The sequence below is a fragment of the Streptomyces sp. NPDC051907 genome, assembly GCF_040681075.1.
In the GTDB taxonomy this organism is placed as follows: domain Bacteria; phylum Actinomycetota; class Actinomycetes; order Streptomycetales; family Streptomycetaceae; genus Streptomyces.
The window spans coordinates 78395-96727 of sequence record NZ_JBFAYB010000011.1 but is presented as its reverse complement, the minus strand read 5'-3'; the positions used below and the strand labels follow the sequence as shown (position 1 = coordinate 96727).

At 74.6% G+C, this 18333-nt stretch carries 6 protein-coding genes; 3 read left to right on the top strand and 3 right to left on the bottom strand.

Annotation, left to right across the window (positions count from 1 at the left end):
• The first annotated feature begins 68 nt into the window (after positions 1-68).
• The 3 genes from AB0M39_RS09995 to AB0M39_RS09985 are packed head-to-tail and all read left to right on the top strand — an operon-like array spanning position 69 to position 2429.
• Positions 69-536: a PhzA/PhzB family protein gene (locus AB0M39_RS09995; RefSeq protein WP_365362164.1), complete on the top strand. Its 468-nt coding sequence runs from the start codon at positions 69-71 to the stop codon at positions 534-536.
• Positions 533-1540, top strand: a complete 1008-nt coding sequence (locus tag AB0M39_RS09990) for a methyltransferase (RefSeq protein WP_365362162.1) — start codon at positions 533-535, stop codon at positions 1538-1540. The genes AB0M39_RS09995 and AB0M39_RS09990 overlap by 4 nt, the downstream gene beginning before the upstream one ends.
• Before the next feature lie 10 nt (positions 1541-1550).
• Positions 1551-2429, top strand: coding sequence for an SAM-dependent methyltransferase (locus tag AB0M39_RS09985; protein WP_365362160.1), 879 nt, complete (start codon positions 1551-1553; stop codon positions 2427-2429).
• 664 nt (positions 2430-3093) lie between these two features.
• Here the strand turns inward: AB0M39_RS09985 and AB0M39_RS09980 are convergent.
• The 3 genes from AB0M39_RS09980 to AB0M39_RS09970 are packed head-to-tail and all read right to left on the bottom strand — an operon-like array spanning position 3094 to position 18199.
• Positions 3094-9819 (bottom strand): SDR family NAD(P)-dependent oxidoreductase, encoded by a 6726-nt coding sequence (locus AB0M39_RS09980; protein ID WP_365362158.1) that lies wholly within the window; start codon positions 9817-9819, stop codon positions 3094-3096.
• Positions 9820-9821: 2 nt separating this feature from the next.
• Positions 9822-14708, bottom strand: a complete 4887-nt coding sequence (locus AB0M39_RS09975) for a beta-ketoacyl synthase N-terminal-like domain-containing protein (RefSeq protein ID WP_365362156.1) — start codon at positions 14706-14708, stop codon at positions 9822-9824.
• Positions 14705-18199, bottom strand: coding sequence for an amino acid adenylation domain-containing protein (locus AB0M39_RS09970; protein ID WP_365362154.1), 3495 nt, complete (start codon positions 18197-18199; stop codon positions 14705-14707). The genes AB0M39_RS09975 and AB0M39_RS09970 overlap by 4 nt, the downstream gene beginning before the upstream one ends.
• Positions 18200-18333: the final 134 nt, after the last annotated feature.

Genomic DNA, 18333 nt, shown 5'->3' with positions numbered 1-18333 from the left:
GCGCGGCCGCGGCCGTCTCTCAGTTGGACATTTGATGGCGCATTGCGCGGGCTGATATCAAATCCGGTATGACCTTCAAGGACGACACCGAGCTCCGCCGCCGGAATCGAGCCGTGGTCGAGGACTACATGAGCCGCCGCGGCGAGACGCGGCTGACCCGCTATCTGCTCTTCGCCGAGGACGGCAGCGCTGGTCTGTACACCGGAGACACCGAGGCGCCGATCGTCTCCAGCGGTCTCGAGAAGCTGAAGGCGCACGGCGCGTGGTCGCTGGAGATCTTCCCCGACTGGGTATGGTTCAACGTCGAGGTCTTCGAAACCCAGGACCCCAATCGATTCTGGGTCGAGTGCGACGGAGAAGGGCAGATCCGCTACCCGGACTATCCGCCCGGGCATTACAAGAACCATTTCCTCCACTCGTTCCTGCTCGCTGACGGAAAGATCGTCACGCAGCGGGAGTTCATGAATCCGTACAACCAGATGCGTGCGCTGGGCGTCGAGATACCGGTGATCAAGCGAAGGGGAATACCGACGTGAAGTCCGATTTGCAGGCCGCTCAGGAAGTGGTCGAGCTGATCACCGGCGGATGGCGGGCGCAGGCCGTGCACACCGCCGTCACATGGGGGATCCCCGACCGCATCGAGGCCGGCCTGACCACCAGCGCCGAACTGGCCGAGGCGACCGGCGCCAAGGAGGAGGGCGTCCACCGGCTGATGCGGCTCCTGGTCGCCATGGGCGTCTTCGAGGGCAGCGAGCGCACCGGCTACCGCAACACCGCGGTGAGCTCCGCCCTGCTGGACCGCCCCGACTCGCTGCGCGACATGTGCCTGCTGTACGGCGAGGAGTTCTACACCGCCTGGGGGCACGCGGCCGAGGCGATCAGCACGGTCGGCGCGGGCTTCGAGATCGCGTACGGCGAGCCGCTCTACACCTACCTCGGCCACCACCAGGACGCCTCCGACCGCTTCCAGCGCGCCATGCGGGCCGGGAACCTCTTCTTCGACTACGTGCCCGACGCCTTCGACTTCTCCGGCAAGCACGTCGTCGACGTCGGCGGCGGCAACGGCCAGCTCCTCGCCACGATCCTCAAGGCCGCGCCGGACGCCCGGGGAACGCTGTTCGACCGCGAGCACGTGATGGCGGCCGCGCGCGAGAACCTCGCGGCGACGGTCGGCCTGGACCGCGCCGCCGTGGCCGGGGGCAGCATGTTCGACGCCGTGCCCGAGGGCGGCGACGTCTACATCCTCTGCCGGGTGCTGGCGGGCTGGGACGACGACCAGCTCGTCCAGGCCTTCGAGAACTGCCGACGCGGGATGGCCGACGCGTCCTCCCGTCTGCTGATCTTCGAGCGCGTCGTGGTCGACGAGGGCTCCCGGGTGCTGCCCGCGCTGTGGGACCTGCATCTGCTGATGACCAACGGCGGCCGGCACCGGACCGTCGAGCACTTCACGGCCCTGCTGGACCGGGCCGGCCTGGACGTCGAGCGGATCGCCGAACTGCCGGTGGAGACCACGGCCCTGGTCGCCGCCCCGCGCGGATAGGAGGCGTGCCATGACCGAGCTCCTGGACGCGGTAGGGCGCACCTCGCTGCTCACCGCGGCGATGCGGGCCGCCGAGAGCCGCAGACCGGACCGGCTGTACGAGGACCCGTACGCCGAGCTGCTCTGCGGCGAGACGGGCCCCGCGCTGCTGGCCGAGGTCTGGGAGGCGACCTTTCCCGGCGTGGCCCCCTCCGCCGCCGCCGCGCAGGGGCAGCGGACGATGCCCGACAGCCTCGACGTCAACGCCGTCCGCACCCGCTTCTTCGACGACTGCCTGCAGCGCGCCGCCGAGGACGTGCCCCAGATCGTGTCGGCCGCGGCCGGCATGGACTCACGGGCGTACCGGCTCGAGTGGCCCGAGGGCCTGAGCTACTACGAGATCGACCGCGCGCCGGTGCTCGCCTACAAGGAGGACCGGCTCGCGGGCGTCCGTCCCCGGGCGGACCGGCACCGCATGGTGGCCGCCGACCTGATCGAGCCCGACTGGGAGGACCGCCTCCAGGCCGCCGGGTACGACCCTGGACTGCCGTCCGCCTGGCTGCTCGAGGGCGTGCTCTACTACCTCCCCGAGGCCGGGGTCCACAGCGTCCTCGACCGCGTCCGCCGTATCACAGCGCCCGGCAGCGTCATCGCGGCCGACGTCGTCAACTCGGCGGGGCTGAGCCACGCCCACGCGCGCGGCCAGCTGGACGTCTTCGCCGGCTGGGGCTGCCCCTGGCAGTTCGGCACGGACGAGCCCGAGGAGCTCTTCGCCCGGCACGGCGTCGCCGCGGAGGCGGTGCAGCCGGGCGAGCCGGCAGCCGACTACGGCCGCTGGTCGGCGCCTGTGCCGCCGCGCGACCAGGACGGCGTCCGCCGGGTCTTCCTCGTCCACGGCCGACGCGGCTGAGGCGGGCGGGGCGCGTGCCTTGTGCCGCACGACCGGCACGTCGCCGCGTTTGCATCGTGCGACGGGCGGCGTCGCTGAGGCAGGCGGTTGGGCTCGCCTGATTGGGCCCGGCCGCCTGCCTTGTGCCGCAGCCCGCACGTCGCCGCGTTGGGACCGCGCGACCGGCGCGGCGCCTTGGACACCGCCACCGACGAGAGGGCCTTCGGCTCTGCTGTACGGGAGCCTGATGGCCCCCAGCGGTGCCTACGGGGCGACCCCGCCCCAGGGCACGTTCAGGTGGGTGCGCCGAGCGGCCGCGCCGGGAGCGTCGCCTGCCCGGGTGCTGCGCGGGGCACCCTGCGCCCGTACGGGGCGACCCCGCGCCAAGGCGCGGTCGTCTGGGCGCGCCGCCACCGGCGAGATCGCTTTCGGCCTCGCCGTACGGGAGCCCGACGGTGCCCTGCGCCCCGGGGCGGCCCGCCCCAGGGCGCGGTCAGCTAGGCGCGCCGCTACCGCACCGGGAGTATCACCCGCGGCGAGGTCCGGCTCCACGTACCAGAGCCCCACGCGCGCCTTGAGCCCCAACGGGGCGACCCCGCCCCAGGGCGCGGCTATTTCGACGAGCCGCTGCCGCACCGGCGGCGGCGCTGTCCGGGTGCTGCGCTGCTCCACCGCCCCGGCCGTCTCAGCGGCCGCGGCGGCGGGCGCGGGCCGCTTGGCGGCGCTCCGCTCGCTCGCGGCCCCTGGCGCCCGCCGGGGCCGCCGCGGTCCCGGGCTCGTCCCCGTTCCCGTCCCCCTCCAGGTGCGCCGCCAGGGCCGTGACCGTGGGGTGCAGGAACAGGTCGACCATGGAGAACCTCCGGCCCAGCGCCGTCTCCAGCAGCCCGTGCACCCGGGCCATCTGGAGCGAGTGGCCGCCCAGATCGAAGAAGTTCTGCCGCGGGCCGACCCGGTCGACCTGGAGGACCTCGCGCCAGACCGACGCGATAAGCCGCTGCGTCTCGCCGGCCGGCCCGGACTCCGCCGTCGCCGCGCCCCCGCCTTCGCCGTCGCCCGCGCGCGACGTGTCGAGCAGCGCCGCCCGGTCCAACGATCCGTCGGCCGTGCGGGGGAGGGCCCCGAGCGCGACCGTCTCCCAGGGAACGGCCACTCCATAGCGGTCCACGAGTCCATGGCGGTCCACGAGCCCCGCGCCCTCCCTCCCGTCCGCCGACTCGCTATAGGCGACCAGCTTCTCCAACGGCCGTACGGGCGCGTCCAGAAGCCCGCGGATCGAGGGCTTGGCGGGGTCGAGGCCGATCAGCACATGGGGGCGGCCCCGGCGCAGCGCGTGGACGAAGGAGCGCAGCCCCTCCGCCCGGCCGATCGGCAGGTAGCCGCGGGCCCGGCTGGGCCCGGCGAGCCCTAGGCCCCGGCTCATCCCGGTCTCGTCCCACAGGCTCCAGGCGAGGCTGTGCGCGCCGCCGCCGGCCGTGCGGTGCCGGTTGCGCGCGACCGCGTCCAGATAGCCGTTGGCCGCCGCGTACGCACTCGCCATAGCGCCGCCCAACGCGCCGTTGACCGAGGAGAAGGCCACGAACAGGGCCCCGGGCGGCGCGTCCTCCAAAGCGCCGAGCAGAGCGCGGGCGCCCGCCGTCTTGGGGGCCAGCACCTCGGCGAGCTCCTCGGGCGTCTGGTCCAGGAAGGGCCGCTGGCGGAAGACCCCCGCCAGGTGCAGCACCCCGGACAGCTCCGCGGACCAGTGCTTGCCGGCCTGCCGCACCGCCTCCCGCACCCGCTCCTCGTCGCACACGTCGACCGCCTCGTACCGCACCTCGCCGCGGCGGGCGCGCAGATCCCGGTAGACCTCCAGCCGGCGGCCGAGCACCCCGCCCTCGGCGATGCGGCTCTCCCACTCGGCCTCCGGCGGGAGCTCGGTGCGGCCGACGACGAGCAGACGCGCGCCGTACGCGTCGAGCAGATGTCCGCAGACCTCCGCGCCGAGCCCGCCCAGTCCGCCTGTGACCGTGTAGAAGCCCCCTTCGCGGAAGGGGTCGGCCGCCCGGCCCCCGGCGGCGGTCGGCAGGGCGGCCAGGCGCGGTACGAGCCGCGCCCCGCCGCGTACCGCCGCCTCCGGCTCGCCGCGCCGGGCGGCGAGCTCGGCCAGCACGAGCGAGGCCTCCTCGCGCGTCGCCGGGGCGTCCTCGAGGTCCAGATGGGAGCAGCGCAGCCAGGGCAGCTCCTGCGCCAGGCTGGCGACCAGGCCGAGGAGCACCGCGCGGTCGGGGTCCAGCACCTCGTCCGGCGAGACCTGCTGGGTGTGGCGGCCCACCACCCGCAGCGTCACCTCGTGCTCGTCCGTGCGCCGGGCGGCGAGCGCCTGGACGAGACGGACCAGCCCCGCCGCGTCGGCCGGCAGCACCCGGTCCGACGGCGCCGGCGGCGCACACGAGGCGAGATGGACGATCTCCCGTACGCTCGCGCCCTCGTCGGCCAGCGCGTCCAGGAGCAGCTCGCAGTCCCGCGCCGACTCGGCGCGCAGCCGGTAGCGGCCGGCGCCGACCTTGGCGAACTCCTCGCCCGGGTCGACGCGGACCGCGTCCCTGCCCCGCGCGGCCAGCTCGGCGACCAGGAGGTCGGCCAGAGCTCCGGAGTCGGCGAACACGAGCACGGGCGCGTCGGCCGGAGCGGGCGCCGCGGGCAGCGCTCGCGCGGGCCGCCAGACGCGCTCATGGAACCAGTTCGGCACCGTGCGCTCGTTGCCGAGCAGCAGATCGACGCGTGCCGTCGCCTCGTCGAAGCCCCCGCTCTCGAAACGCTCCCGGAGCCGGGACCGCTGGATCTTGCCGATCTCCGTCTTGGGAATGTCCTCCCGCTCCACCGGCAGCACATGACGGGGGTTCAGCCCGAGCTTGCGCACCAGCTGCGACCTGACCTCGCGCGCCGCGCCCGCCGGGTCCGTCCCCGGACGGGGGTGGAAGAAGAGCACCAGCCCGTCGGTCATGGCGTGCGCCTCCCGTACCGCGCAGGCCGCGGTCCAGGAGTTCTCCACACAGTCCAGCTCCTCCACCGCCGACTCGATCTCGTGGCAGTAGTGGTTGACGCCGTTGACGATCAGGACGTCCTTGGCGCGGCCGGTGATGGTGAGACTGCCGTCGCGGAGCACCCCGAGGTCGCCGGTCTCGAACCAGCCGTCGCCCATGGCGAACGACTCCCGGTTCTGCTCCTCGTTCTCGTAGTAGCCGGAGGTGACCGTCGGCCCCCGGACCAGCAGCCGTCCGGGCACGCCCTCCGGGACGGTCTCCCCGGCGTCGTCCACGATGCGCAGGGACGTGCCCGGGATGGGCCGCCCCACATCGGTGAAGCCGTCCTCGTCGCTCGTCGACTCCAGCGTGAAGGCGTCCGAGTAGGTGACCGCCGAGCACGTCTCGGACATGCCCCAGGACGGGCGCATCGCCGTGCCGGGCAGACCGAGGGGGCTGAGGGCGGTCAGGAAGCGCCGCGCCACCCGGGGCATGATCGCCTCGCCCGCGTTCTGCACGAACCGCAGACACGACAGGTCCCAGCCGCGTCCCAACGCCTCGGCCGCACGGTCGTTGACCAGGCCGAAGGCGAAGTTGGGCGCCCAGGTCAGCGAGACGCGGAACCGGTGCACGGCCTCCAGCCAGCGCAGCGGGTCCCGCAGTACCCAGGCGGTCGGCGCGTGGACCTGGAGGGCGCCCAGGAACACATCGCGGACATGGAACATCACCACGCCGCCGACGTGGTCCAGCGGCATCCAGTTGAACGTCACGTCGTGCGCGCCGAACCCGTTGGCCGCGCATGTGCCCGCGCAGCGGGCCAGCACATTGCGGTGCCGCTGGACGACGGCCTTGGGCCGGCCGGTGCTGCCCGAGGTGAGCAGCAGCAGCGCCACGTCGTCCGGAGACGCGGGGTGCGGGTCCAGGTCCGGCTCGCCGGTGCGCAGCTCGTCGAGCACGCCCAGGCGCGGGCCCTGCCAGCCCCGCCGGGCGCCGAGCGCGCGCAGCGCCCCGGCCGTCGCGCCGCCGGTCAGCACGATCGGGTCGCCGAGCAGCTCCAGCGCGCCCGCCAGCCGCTCGACATGGGCGTTGTCCTCGGCGTACGTGGGCGCGGGCGCGAGCGGCACGGGCACGAAGCCGCCCAGCACGCACGCCCAGAACGCGACCATGAAGTCATGGTTGTCCGGGCACTGCAGGACGGCCTTGTCGCCCGGTACGAGACCGAGGCGGCGCAGCCCGCCCAGCACCCGGGACGCCTCGTCGGCCAGCGCCCGGTAGCCGACGGCGAGTTCGCCGTCGTCCTCGCGGCCCAGATGCAGCACGCCGCCCTCGTCGCGGGCCGCCGCGCGCAGCAGAGCGTCGGTCAGGGTGCGCACCCCAGGGTCGGGCGCGTCCGGGCCGACGGCCAGCGCGAGCCGTCCGCCGCCGGGCCGCCCGTCCGCGTCGGAGCCGGCGCCTCGGGGCGCCCGCTGCTCCGCGGGGCCCGCCCCGAGGGCGCCGACGTGGACGCGCTCCTCGTGCCGCGGGCCCGGGTCCTCCTCGACGACGACGGCGACCCGCCCCGGTCCATGGGTCTCGGCGAGCTGTCGCTCCCAGCGGCCTGCGAGGTCCTCGTCCAGCACGGGCAGCGCGGTCAGCGCCGCGGTGTGCACCCGGCCGCCCCGGGTGCGCGGCAGCGTCGACACGGCCACGAACGCGTCGGGCACGAGCGCGGCGGGCAGCGTCTGGCCCGCCCGGGCGCGCAGCCGTCCGGCCGAGAACGCCCCGGCCGGCACGGTGTACGCCACGAGCCGCTCCACGCCGTCCGCGTCGGTCCTCGGCGCGACGGCACACGCGCCGACGGAGGCGTCGGCGAGCAGCGCGCTCTCGATGCCGGCGCGGGACGCCTCGTAGCCTCCGAGGCGTACGGGGCCGCTCTCGTCGTCCTCGTCGACGGCGAGGCGTCCGTCCGCCAGCAGACGACCGTGCCAGCTCGTCGGCGCCGGGTCCGTGCCCGGCCGCCCGGCGTGGAGCCGGCCGGGCACGCCGACGGGCAGCGGGTTGCCGCGCTCGTCGCGCACGGCGACGGTCCGGTTGGCGATCCGGCCCGCGGCGAAGTCGGCCAGCTCGGGACGGCAGCGCTGGGCGGTGAGATAGCCGCCCGCCTCGGGCGCGGCACGCAGCAGATGCAGCTCGGCGGCGGGACAGGCCGCGTGGAAGCGGTCCGCGGCCTCCACGCCGAGCCTGCCGCCCTCGACGAGCACCAGACGCGGCCGCGCGGCGAGCAGGCCCGGCGACGCCAGCGCGGCAGGCGGCAGCAGCGCGACGGTGTCGCCGGCCGCGTACTGCCCGGGAGCACAGGGGCGTACCGCCGCGCCCGTCAGCAACGGCCACAGCAGCTCGTGGACGGCGGTGATCAGCTCGGCGGGCGCGGCGTGCGGGACGACGTCGTCCGCGCCGAGCCCGCCGAGCTCCTGCAGCCAGCGGACGCTGTCGCACAGGTCGGCGTGGCGGTACGGGACCGGCCCGCCGGCGGAGCGTACGACGAACGCCGGGTCCTCGCCGCGCGGTCCGCCGTCCTGGCCGGCCGACGGCGACCCGGCGGCCGCCTCGGGCAGGACGGCCGCCTCGGGCAGGGGGAGCGCGATCACCTCGACTCCGGCGGGCGCCGGGCCGGGCGCGTCGGCGAGCAGCGTGCGCACCTCGGCGTCGGCGATCCACTGCCGGGCGACGGCGGCGGGCAGGCGCACGTCCACCGGCACGCACACCGCGCCGAGCGCGAGCACGGCGAGGGCCGCGGCGACGGAGTCGGCGCCCCGCGCGAGGCGCAGCCCGATCCGCTGGCCGGGACGGACGCCCAGCCCGTGCAGTCCGCTCGCCAACACGGATGCTCGATCGGCGAGTTCGCTATAGGCGACGCGCGCGCCGTCGGGCGTCGCGACCGCGGTCGCCTCGGGCGTGCGCAGCGCCTGCGCGGCGAAGGCCGCCGGGACCGTCGCCGTCGGATCGACCGCCGCGGCGGGCGCGTGGGCCGCGGGCTCGGCGGCTTCCTCGGCGTCCAGCAGCGGCAGGTCCGCCACCGGCGTGCCGGGCGAGCGGACGGCCGCGTCGAGCAGGCGGATCAGCCGGCCGGTCATCCGGGTCACGGTCTCCCGGTCGAAGAGGTCGGTGCTGTACGCCACCGCCCCGGTCATCCGCTCCCCGTCCTCCCATAGATGGAACTCCAGGTCGAACCTGGTGGAGGGACGCGGCAGAGCCACCGCGCGCAACTGCGCCCCGGGCAGCGCCAAGTCCAGATCCGCACGGTTCTGGAGTGCGAACATGACCTGGAAGAGCGGATTGCGGCCGGGATCGCGCTCAGGCTGGAGGTCCTCCACCAGCTTGTCCAGCGGGACCTCCTGATGGCCGTACGCGCCGCCGCACATCGCCGCCGTACGGGAGAGCAGCTCCGCGAACGAGGGATCGCCCGACAGATCGGACCGCAGCGGGAGCGTGTTGACGAACAGCCCCATCAGGGGCTCCGTCTCGACCTGGTCGCGGCCGGCCGTGGGGGAGCCGAGCACGATGTCGTCCTGCCCGCTATAGCGGTGCAGCAGCGCGGCCACGCCCGACAGCAGCGTCATGAACAGCGTGGCGCCGTGCCGCCGTCCGCACGCGCGCAGCGCCGCCGTCAGCTCGTCGGGTACGTCGAAGTCGACCCGGCCGCCGCGGAAGGACTGCACTGCCGGACGCGGCCGGTCGGCCGGCATCCGCAGCACGGGCAGGTCGCCGCCCAGCCGCGCACGCCAGTAGGCGAGCTGCCGCTCCAGCTCCTCGCCGCGCAGCCGGTCGAGCTGCCACTCGGCGAAGTCCGCGTACTGGATGTCCAGCGGCGCCAGCTCGGCCGGCTCGCCGGTGACGTGCTCCCGGTAGTAGGCGGCCAGCTCGCGGGCGAGGATGTTGAGCGACCAGCCGTCCGTCACGATGTGGTGCAGACAGAGCAGCAGCAGATGCTCGTCCCCGCCCGGGCCCGGCGTCGCCAGGGCGGCCCGGATCAGCGGTCCCTCGCCCAGGTCGAAGGGCCGGTTCACCCAGTCCAGCGCCCACTGGAGCGCCGGCCCGCTCAGCGCGCCGCCGTCCGCCGGCGCGGGCAGCGGGCCGGCGGCCTCCAGCTCGATCGCCCGGTGCGCGGCGATCCGCTGGAGCGGCTCGCCGTCCGCCTCCGCGAACGTGGTGCGCAGGATCTCGTGCCGGTCCACGACGCTGTTCAGCGCGGCGCCCAGCGCGGCTGGGTCCACCGTTCCGGACAGCCGCAGCACGAGCGGGATGTTGTAGTACGGATTCCCCGGGTCCAGATGGTGGAAGAACCACATGCGCTGCTGCGCGTACGAGGTGGGGAACAGCTCCACGTCCGCGTCGTGCGGTTCCTGATGCTGCGTCGGGGCCGGGGACACGGCTAGTCGGTCCTTCCGTCGTGGGAGTCGTGGGAGTCGCGGGCGGCGCTTCGCGTCCGCCGTGCGCTGCGCTGGATGCGCGGTGTCTGCGCGGGGGCCGCCGCGTCGAGCAGCGGGGCGAGCGCGGCCACGGTCGGGGCGTCGAAGATCCGCTGGAGCGACAGATCCGTGCCGCTCAGCGAGCGCAGCCGCCCCACCAGCTGCATGGCCAGCAGCGACTCGCCGCCGAGGTCGAAGAAGTTGTCGTCGACGCCGATGCCGTCGATGCCGAGGACCTCCTCCCAGATCCCCACGATGCTCTTCTCGCGATCGGTGCCCGGCTCCTTGTACGGAACGGACAGCTCGGGCCGCCTGTTGAACGACCCGCCGCCTGTGCCGACCGGGATGGTCGTCCGCTGGCCCGCCGCGGGGGCGGAGCGGCGGGCCGCCACCAGGGCGTGGTCGGCGGCGTCCTGGGCATCTCCGGCTCGGTCTGCGTTGCCGGCGCCCTCGCGCGGGAAGGTCGTGACGTCGGCGAAGCCCTCGGAGCCGAGCAGCCCCGCCCAGGCGTCCTGGGCGATCAGCGGGGACCCGTCGCGGATGTCGTCGTCGAAGTACCACCAGCCCTCGTACAGACCGGTCGTCATCAGCGACCAGCGCTGCTGCCTGGACGCCTCCAGGACCAGCAGCACGCCGTCCTGCGTCAGCAGCGTGCCGGCGTTGCTGACGGTCTGCCGCAGGTCGGGCGTGGCGTGCAGCACGTTGAAGGCGAGCACGAGGTCGAACGTGCCGGGCTGGTACCCCTGCGCCGCGGGGTCCCGGGTCACGTCGAGGACCCCGAACTCCATGTTCGCGAAGCCCTCCTGGCGCGCCCGGCGCTGGCCGTCCAGGACGAAGGAGCGGCCGAGGTCGGTGAAGTGGTACTCGACGCCGGGGGCGTCCCGCAGCTCCTGGGCGACCTCCCAGGTGAGATAGCCGCGTCCGGCCCCGATCTCCAGAATCCGCACGGTGCGGCCCTTCGCCTCGGCGACCAGCCGGGCCACGGTCTCGGCCATCAGCCGCCGGTAGCGCGGCACGTCGCTGAACGCGAGCCGGCGGTCGATCAGAGCGCGCTGGCGCTCGTCGCTGCCGCCGGGCAGCAGCACCTCCGTGCCCGCCATGGCGCCGCCGAGGACGGCCGGGTAGTGCCGGACGCAGTCGGCGAGCAGCGCGAGGTCCTCGCTCTGGCCCTCGCCGGGGAAGCGGGCGAGGATCTCCTCGGTGAGCGCGGCGGGCTCGGGCACCTCGGCCGCGGCCGGGGTGAAGCGCAGTGTGCCGCCGCGTGAGCCGTCAGGCCCGGCCGACCCGTCTGCGCCGCCCTTGCCCCCGGCTTCCTTTGTTGTGTCGTCGGCGTCGTCGGCGACCAGCACCCCGTCCTCGGCGAGCATCCGCAGCAGCGCGTCGACCAGCTTGCGGTAGGCGGGGACCGTGCCCAGCGAGCGGTCGATCTCGTCGCGGCCATGGCGCGAGCCCGGGCTCGTGTCGACGCCGGCCCCGCGGAGCACGGCGCACACATGGGCCACGGCCAGCCGGTCGATCAGCGCGGTCAGCTCCTTTGGGAGGCGCTGGGCCGCGTACTCCACGCGCAGCCGTTCGTCGGCCAGCGTCATCCGCGGGATCTCGTCGGACAGCTTCACCGGGAACGGCTCGCGCTCGCCGGCGGGGCGCTCCGGCAGCGGCACGGAGGCGCCCGGCTCGCCCGTCGGGCGCACGGCGTCGATCCAGTGCCGCCGACGCTCGAACGGGTAGCCGGGCAGCGGCACGCGCCGGGGCCGGCGACGGCTATGGAGCGCCGCCCAGTCGACCTCGGCTCCGTGCGTCCATAGCTGCCCCACGGTCTCCAACAGGGTCCGCCGGTCCGGCTCCTGGGCCTGCGGATGCCGCATCGCGGCCAGCGCGACGGCGTCCGCGCCGAACCGGGCGCGGGCGAGCGAGGTGAGCACCCTGCCAGGTCCGACCTCCAGCAGGATCGGCCGCCGGTCGCCGTGCAGCCGCTCCAGCGCGTCGCCGAACCGCACGGGCTCCCGGGTGTGGCGGACCCAGTAGCCGGGGTCGGCGGCCTGGGCGGGGGTGATCCAGTCGCCGGTGAGATTGGAGACATAGGGAACCGTCGGCTCGCCGAGCCTCACGGTGCTCAAACGCTCGCCATAGGCGTCGAGAACCGGGTCGAGCAGCGCCGAGTGCGCCGCCGCCCCGAAGCGGATCCTGCGGTGCTCCACGCCGTCGCGCGCGAGCCGCCGCTCGACCGCCTCCAGAGCGGCGAACGGGCCCGCCAGGGTGCAGGACTGCGGGCCGTTGACGGCGGCCAGCGAGATCTCGCCGTCGAGGTACCGGGCGCAGTCGCTCTCGCCGATGGCTGCGCTGAGCATCCCGCCGCCGCCCGCGGCCTGCTGGAACAGCCGCTCGCGGTGGACCACCAGCGGCAGCACGTCGGCCAGGGACAGCACCCCCGACAGACAGGCCGCGGTGTACTCGCCGAGGCTGTGTCCGAGCATCGCGGCCGGGCGGACGCCCCAGTGCAGCAGCAGCTGGGCGAGTGCGTACTGGGTCGCGACCGTCGTGGGGAAGACGTCCCGCCCGGCGGCCAGGCCGTCCTCCTCGTACAGCATCTCGGTCAACTCGCGGCCGAGCACCGGCCGCAGGATGTCCGCGCACGCGTCGATCGCCTGCCGGAAGACGGGCTCGGTGTCGTACAGCCCTCTGCCCATGCCGGGGTGCTGCGAGCCGGCGCCGGGGAAGAGGAACGCCACGGGACAGCCGTCCACGGCCCGTCCGCCGGCGTGCGCGGGGGACGACAGCAGTTGGCGTGCGGCGTCCGCGGTGTCGTGGCAGACCAGCGTCCGACGGTACGGATGCGCCCGACGGCCGCTGTGGAGCGTGTGGGCGACGTCCGCGACCGACAGGCCGGGCCGGTCCGCGAGCCGGCGGCCGAGGCCGGTGGCCAGCTCGACGAGGGCCTCGGGGCGGCGTGCGGAGAGCGTCAGCACGGCGAGGCCGTCGGCCTCGGGCGCCGAGGAGTCCCCAGCGGCCGACGAACCTATAGCGGTCGACGAACCCGTAGCTGTCGACGAACCCATAGAGGTCGCGGAACCCATAGAGGCCGCGGGCACCTCCTCCAGGACGACATGGGCGTTGGTGCCGCCGATGCCGAAGGAGCTGACTCCGGCCCGGCGCGGCCCGGCCGTATCCGTCCAGGGGACGGACTCCGTCGGCACGTAGAAGGGGCTGCTCTCCAGTTCCAGCAGCGGGTTGGGGCTCTCGAAGTGCAGCGTCGGCGGAATGGTCCGGTGCTCCAGGGCGAGGACGGCCTTGATGAGTCCGGCGATTCCGGCCGCCGCGTCGGTGTGCCCGATGTTGCTCTTGACCGATCCGAGCGCGCAGTAGCCGGTGCGGTCCGTGGTCTGTGCGAAGGCCCGGGCGAGGGCGGCGACCTCGATCGGGTCGCCGACCGGCGTGCCGGTGCCGTGGGCCTCCACATAGCCGATGGAATCGGCGTCGACCCCCGCCATCACCTGCGCGGTCACGATGGCCTCGGCCTGCCCGGCGGCGCTCGGCGCGGCGAAGCCGACCTTGCGCCGCCCGTCGTTGTTGACGGCGCTGCCCTTGATGACGGCGTGGACGTGGTCGCCGTCGGCTATGGCGTCCGCGAGCCGCTTGAGGAGCACCGCACCCAGACCCTCGCCGGGCACCATCCCGGTGGCGTCGGCGTCGAACGGGCGGCAGTGCCCGTCCTGGGAGAACGGCCCGTCCTTGACATAGCGGTAGCCGCGCCGCCGCACCGGGTTGAGCGAGACGCCGCCCGCCAGCGCCATGTCGCAGCGGTGGGCGAGCAGATCCTGGCAGGCCATGTGCACGGCGACGAGCGAGGTGGAGCAGGCCGTCTGCACGGCCACGCTCGGGCCGGTGAGCCCGAGTTCGTAGCTGACCCGGGTCGCCAGGGTGCTGTTCACATTGCCGAGCTGGGCGTGGTGCAGGGCCACGCTGTCCTGCCCGTACGCCAGCCGGGGGTAGACGTGGTCGAGGAAGTAGCGGCTCTGCACGGCGCCGGCGTAGACGCCGACGGCGCCCGCGTCGGACGCGGCGCTGCCGGGGCCGTAGCCGGCGTGCTCCAGCGTGTGGTGGGCGCACTGGAGGAAGAGCCGCTGCTGGGGGTCGAGCAGCTCGGCCTCGGAGGGCGGGTAGCCGAAGTGCTCGGCGTCGAACTCGTCGATGCCCTCGATCACCGACTCGGCCTTGACGAGGTAGGGGTCGTCCAACTGGGCCGGATCGCCGCCGGCCGCCAGATACTCGGCATCGCCGAACTCGACGACCGACTCGCGTCCCGCCACCAGGTTGTCCCAGAACTCGTCGAGGTCGCGGGCGCCGGGGAAGCGTCCGGCCATGCCGATGACGGCGATGTCCTCGCCGAGATCGTCGGCTTCGCCGAGGCCGTCGGGTTGGCTGAGATCGCCGAGGTCCCGGGGTTCGCCGGGTTCGCTGAGGTCCCCGGGCGCGCCGAGGTCCCGGGATTCGCCGAGACTGCCGGGCTCGCGGAGGTCCCGCGGCTCGCGGGGCTTGCCAGGTTCGCCGAGGTCCCGGGGCGCGCCGAGGTCCCGGGGCTTGCTGCGATCGTCGAATTGGCCGAGGTCCTGGGGCTCGCCCGGCGTTGCGCTTTCGCCGCCGACTGCTGTGCTCTCGGCACCCCCGCCTGCCGCTGCGCTCTCGCCGGCCGCCGCGCCCTCGCCGCCCGCGCCGTACGCAGCCCCCGCGCCCCCGCCGTACGCCGCCTGCGTGCCATACACCGCCCCCGCGCCATGCGCAGGCACCCCGCCACGCACCGCCCCCGCCCCATACCCCGCGCCCATCTCGTCGTGCTCCATGCCGCCGTTCACGCTCCTCGCGTCCTCTCGCCGGGCTGCTGAGTTCGGCCGGCGCGGGGGCGGACGCGGCGGCCCGCCGTCGCTGCCTGCCGTTGGAGCAGTGCCCGCGCTCGCGCGCCGTCCAGCTCCGCCTCCGCTCCGCTCTTCGCACCGGCCGCCGCGTCCGCGGACAGCCGCTTCGCCAGGGAGGCCACGGTGGGGTGGTCGTACAGCTCGACCAGAGGCAGCTCCCGGCCGAGCCGGGCGCGGTAGAGCGTCTGCGCCCGTGCCAGCAGCAGCGAGTGGCCGCCCAGGTCGAAGAAGTTGTGGTGGACGCCCACGTCGGACCGCCCCAGCAGCTCGCCCCAGACCGCGGCGATCTCGCGCTCCAGCACGTCCCGGGGCTGGACGAACGGCTCGGCCGGCGCCGCGCGTTCGGCGGGCGGACGGGACAGCAGCTCCTTGCGGTCGACCTTGCCCGCGCTGGTGAGCGGGAGCGCGTCCAGCAGCTGGATCTCGCCGGGCACGCAGTAGTGCGGCAGCCTGGCCGCCAGCCAGTCGCGCAGGGCGCCGGGCGTCACGTCCTGCTGGGTCGTGCACCAGGCGGCGAGCTGATCCGACCGGGCCAGGACCACCGCCTGCCGTACGGCGGGGTGCGCCCCGAGCGCCGACTCGACCTCCTCCAGTTCGATGCGGAAGCCCCGCACCTTCACCTGGTTGTCGGCCCGGCCGAGGAACTCGATCTGGCCGTCGGCGCGGTAGCGCCCGAGATCCCCGGTGCGGTACAGCCTGCCGCCCGGCTCGCCGCCGAACGGGTCCGGGACGAACGCCTCGGCCGTGCGCGCCGGATCGTGGAGGTAGCCGCGCGCCAGCGGCATGCCGCCGATGTACAGCTCGCCCGGCGTCCCCACGGCCACCGGCCGCAGCCCCGGGTCGAGCAGATGGAGGCGGGCGTTGGGGTTCGGCCGCCCGATGGAGATCGCGGCGCCCTCGGCCCGTTCGTCGAAGACCCGGCAGCTCACGCCGATGGTCGCCTCGGCGGGGCCGTAGCCGTGGTACATCGTCGCGTCGAGACGGGAGCGGAACCGGCGGTACAGCTCGGGCGTGAGCGCCTCGCCGCCGCACCACAGATGCCTGATCGAGCGCGCGGCGGAGGAGACGTCCTCCCGCTCCAGCATCACGTCCAGCATCGAGGCGACGATGTAGAGGAAGGTGACCTTCTCCCGCTCGATCAGCTCGGTCAGATGCCCGACGTCGCCTTCGGCGCCGGGGTCGGCGAGGACCAGCCGGGCGCCGTTGACGAGCGGCAGGAAGATCTCGTTGACGGAGATGTCGAAGCCCATGGGCGCCTTGTGCAGCACCACGTCGTCGCTCTCCATGCCGAGCAGCGCGGACTGCCACACCAGCCGGTTGGCGATGGCCTGATGACGGATCATCACGCCCTTGGGAGCGCCGGTGGAGCCGGAGGTGTGGATGACGTACGCGACGTTCTCCATGTCCGTCGCCGTCGCCGTCGCCGTCGCCGCGTCCGGCCCGGCTGCGGCGTCGACCCGCTCCTCCTCCGCCGCGGGCACGGCGAGGTCGAGCACGGGCGCGTCCAGCGGCGGCAGCGCGGGAGTGCTTCCCGAGTGGGTGAGCACCAGCGCCGGACGGGCCCCGCGCGCCACCGTCTCCAGCCGCAGCGCGGGCCAGGACGGCTCCAGCGGCATGAACGCGCCGCCCGACTTCAGCACGGCCAGCAGCGCGACGATCAGCTCCGGCGAGCGCGTCAGATGGACGCCCACCACCCGCTCCGGGCCGGCGCCGAGGGCGCGCAGCCGCACGGCGAGCGCGTTGGAGAGCTCGTCGAGCTGCCGGTAGGTCAAGGCGCCGCCCTTGCCGACGACCGCGACGAGATCGGGGGTGCGGGCGGCCTGCTCGGCGACCAGCCGGTGCAGCGGCCGGTCGACCGCCGGCTCGTCGTGGGAACGGCTCCAGTCGGTCAGCGCCAGCCGCTCCTCCTCGGCGCTGAGCACGGGCAGTTCGCTCAGCCGCCGGTCCGGATCGCGCAGCGCGCCGCCGATCAGCGAGGCGAGGTGGCCGAGCATCCGCTCCACCGCGGCGGGGGAGAACAGATCGGCACGGGCGGTGATCCCCAGCACGATGCCGTCGAGGGCGTCCCGCGCCTCGACGACGAGCGCGAAGCGAGCGGTGCCGTTGTGGTGCGGCAGCTCCTCGAAGAGCACGGTCGGCGTCGGCGCCCGTCTCGCCGCGGCGGCGACGAAGGAGAACATCGTGTCGAAGAGCGCCGTCTGACCGCTCGCCCCCGCCGGGCGCAGCGCCTCGGTGACGCGGTCGTACGGAATGTCCTGGTGGGCGAAGGCGTCGGCGCAGGTGTCCCGCACCCGCCGCACGAGCTCCCGGAACGACGGATCGCCGCCGAGGTCCGTGCGGAGCACGACGGTGTTGCCGAAGTTGCCGACGACCTCCTCGAACTCGGCCAGGCTCCGGTTGATCACCGGGGAGCCGACGGCGATGTCCGTCTCCGACGACCAGCGGTGCAGCAGCGTCTGGTACGCGGCGAGCAGCACCGTGAACAGTGTGGCGCCGCAGTCCCGGGCCAGCTGCCGCAGTACGTCGCTGTCCTCGGCGCCGATCCGCAGCTCACGGCGGACCCCGGCGGACGAGGCCTCGTCCGGGCGCGGCAGATCGGTGGGGAGCGTCAGCGCGGGCGGCTGCGGGCGCAGCGCCGAGCGCCAGTAGTCGAGCTGCCCCTCCCAGTCGCCGGCCGCCAGCCGGCGCGCCTCCCAGCGTGCGAAGGCCGCGTACTGCCGAGCCGGGGGCAGGTCCGACGGGCTGGAGCCGTCGACGGCGTGCGTGTAGCGCTGGGCGAGCTCGTCGAGCACGCGCCCCCAGGAGAGGTCGTCGAAGGCGATGTGATGGACGACGAGCACCAGCAGGTGGTCGTCGTCGCCGAGCCGGAACAGCCGGAAGCGGGCGGGCAGTTCGCATGCGAGGGCGAAGGGGCCGCGGCCCTCCCGCTCGATCAGCCGGGCGGCCGCCGCGGCCCGCTCCGCGGCCGGCACGTCGACCGGCTCGGCCGGCGCGAGGACGACCTCGGCCGGCGGCATGACCTTCCGGGTGGGCGAGCCGTCCTCGTCGACCGGGTAGAGGGTGCGCAGGACGTCGTGGGCGCCGGTGAGGGCGGTGAGCGCGGCGCCCAGCGCGGCCGGGTCCAGCGGCCCGGTCAGCCGGACGCCGCCGCAGAGGTTGTACGCCGAGCCGTCGGGGTGGAGCTGCTGGAGGAAGCGCATGCGCTGCTCGGCCGAGGAGAGCGGCGCCGCGTCGACGCCCCCCGGCGCCCCGTCCGCGCCCCCCTCCACGGCCCCGTCCGCGCCCCGCTCCGCCGCTCCGTCCGCGGGCACGGGCTCGGGCTCCAGGGACGTCGTGCGCTGCCCCTCGAGTCCGGCTTCGGCGAGCATCAGCCGCAGGAGTTCCCGGCGCTGCGCATCGAGTTCCACATCCGTCGGTTCGGTGCTCGTCACTGCGTGGTGTCCCCGTTTCCCTCTTCGAGACGGTTCCCAGTGCGGGCACGGATTCCGCGGAATTCACGGCGGAGGAAATCACGGGGCACTGGACTCGGCCGAACGTAACAGCGGGCCGTATGCCCGGTCGTCCA

Bases quoted from the DNA above. Each gene is read 5' to 3' on its own strand.
- AB0M39_RS09995 (WP_365362164.1), top strand. From the start codon at position 69: ATGACCTTCAAGGACGACACCGAGCTCCGCCGCCGGAATCGAGCCGTG.
- AB0M39_RS09985 (WP_365362160.1), top strand. From the start codon at position 1,551: ATGACCGAGCTCCTGGACGCGGTAGGGCGCACCTCGCTGCTCACCGCG.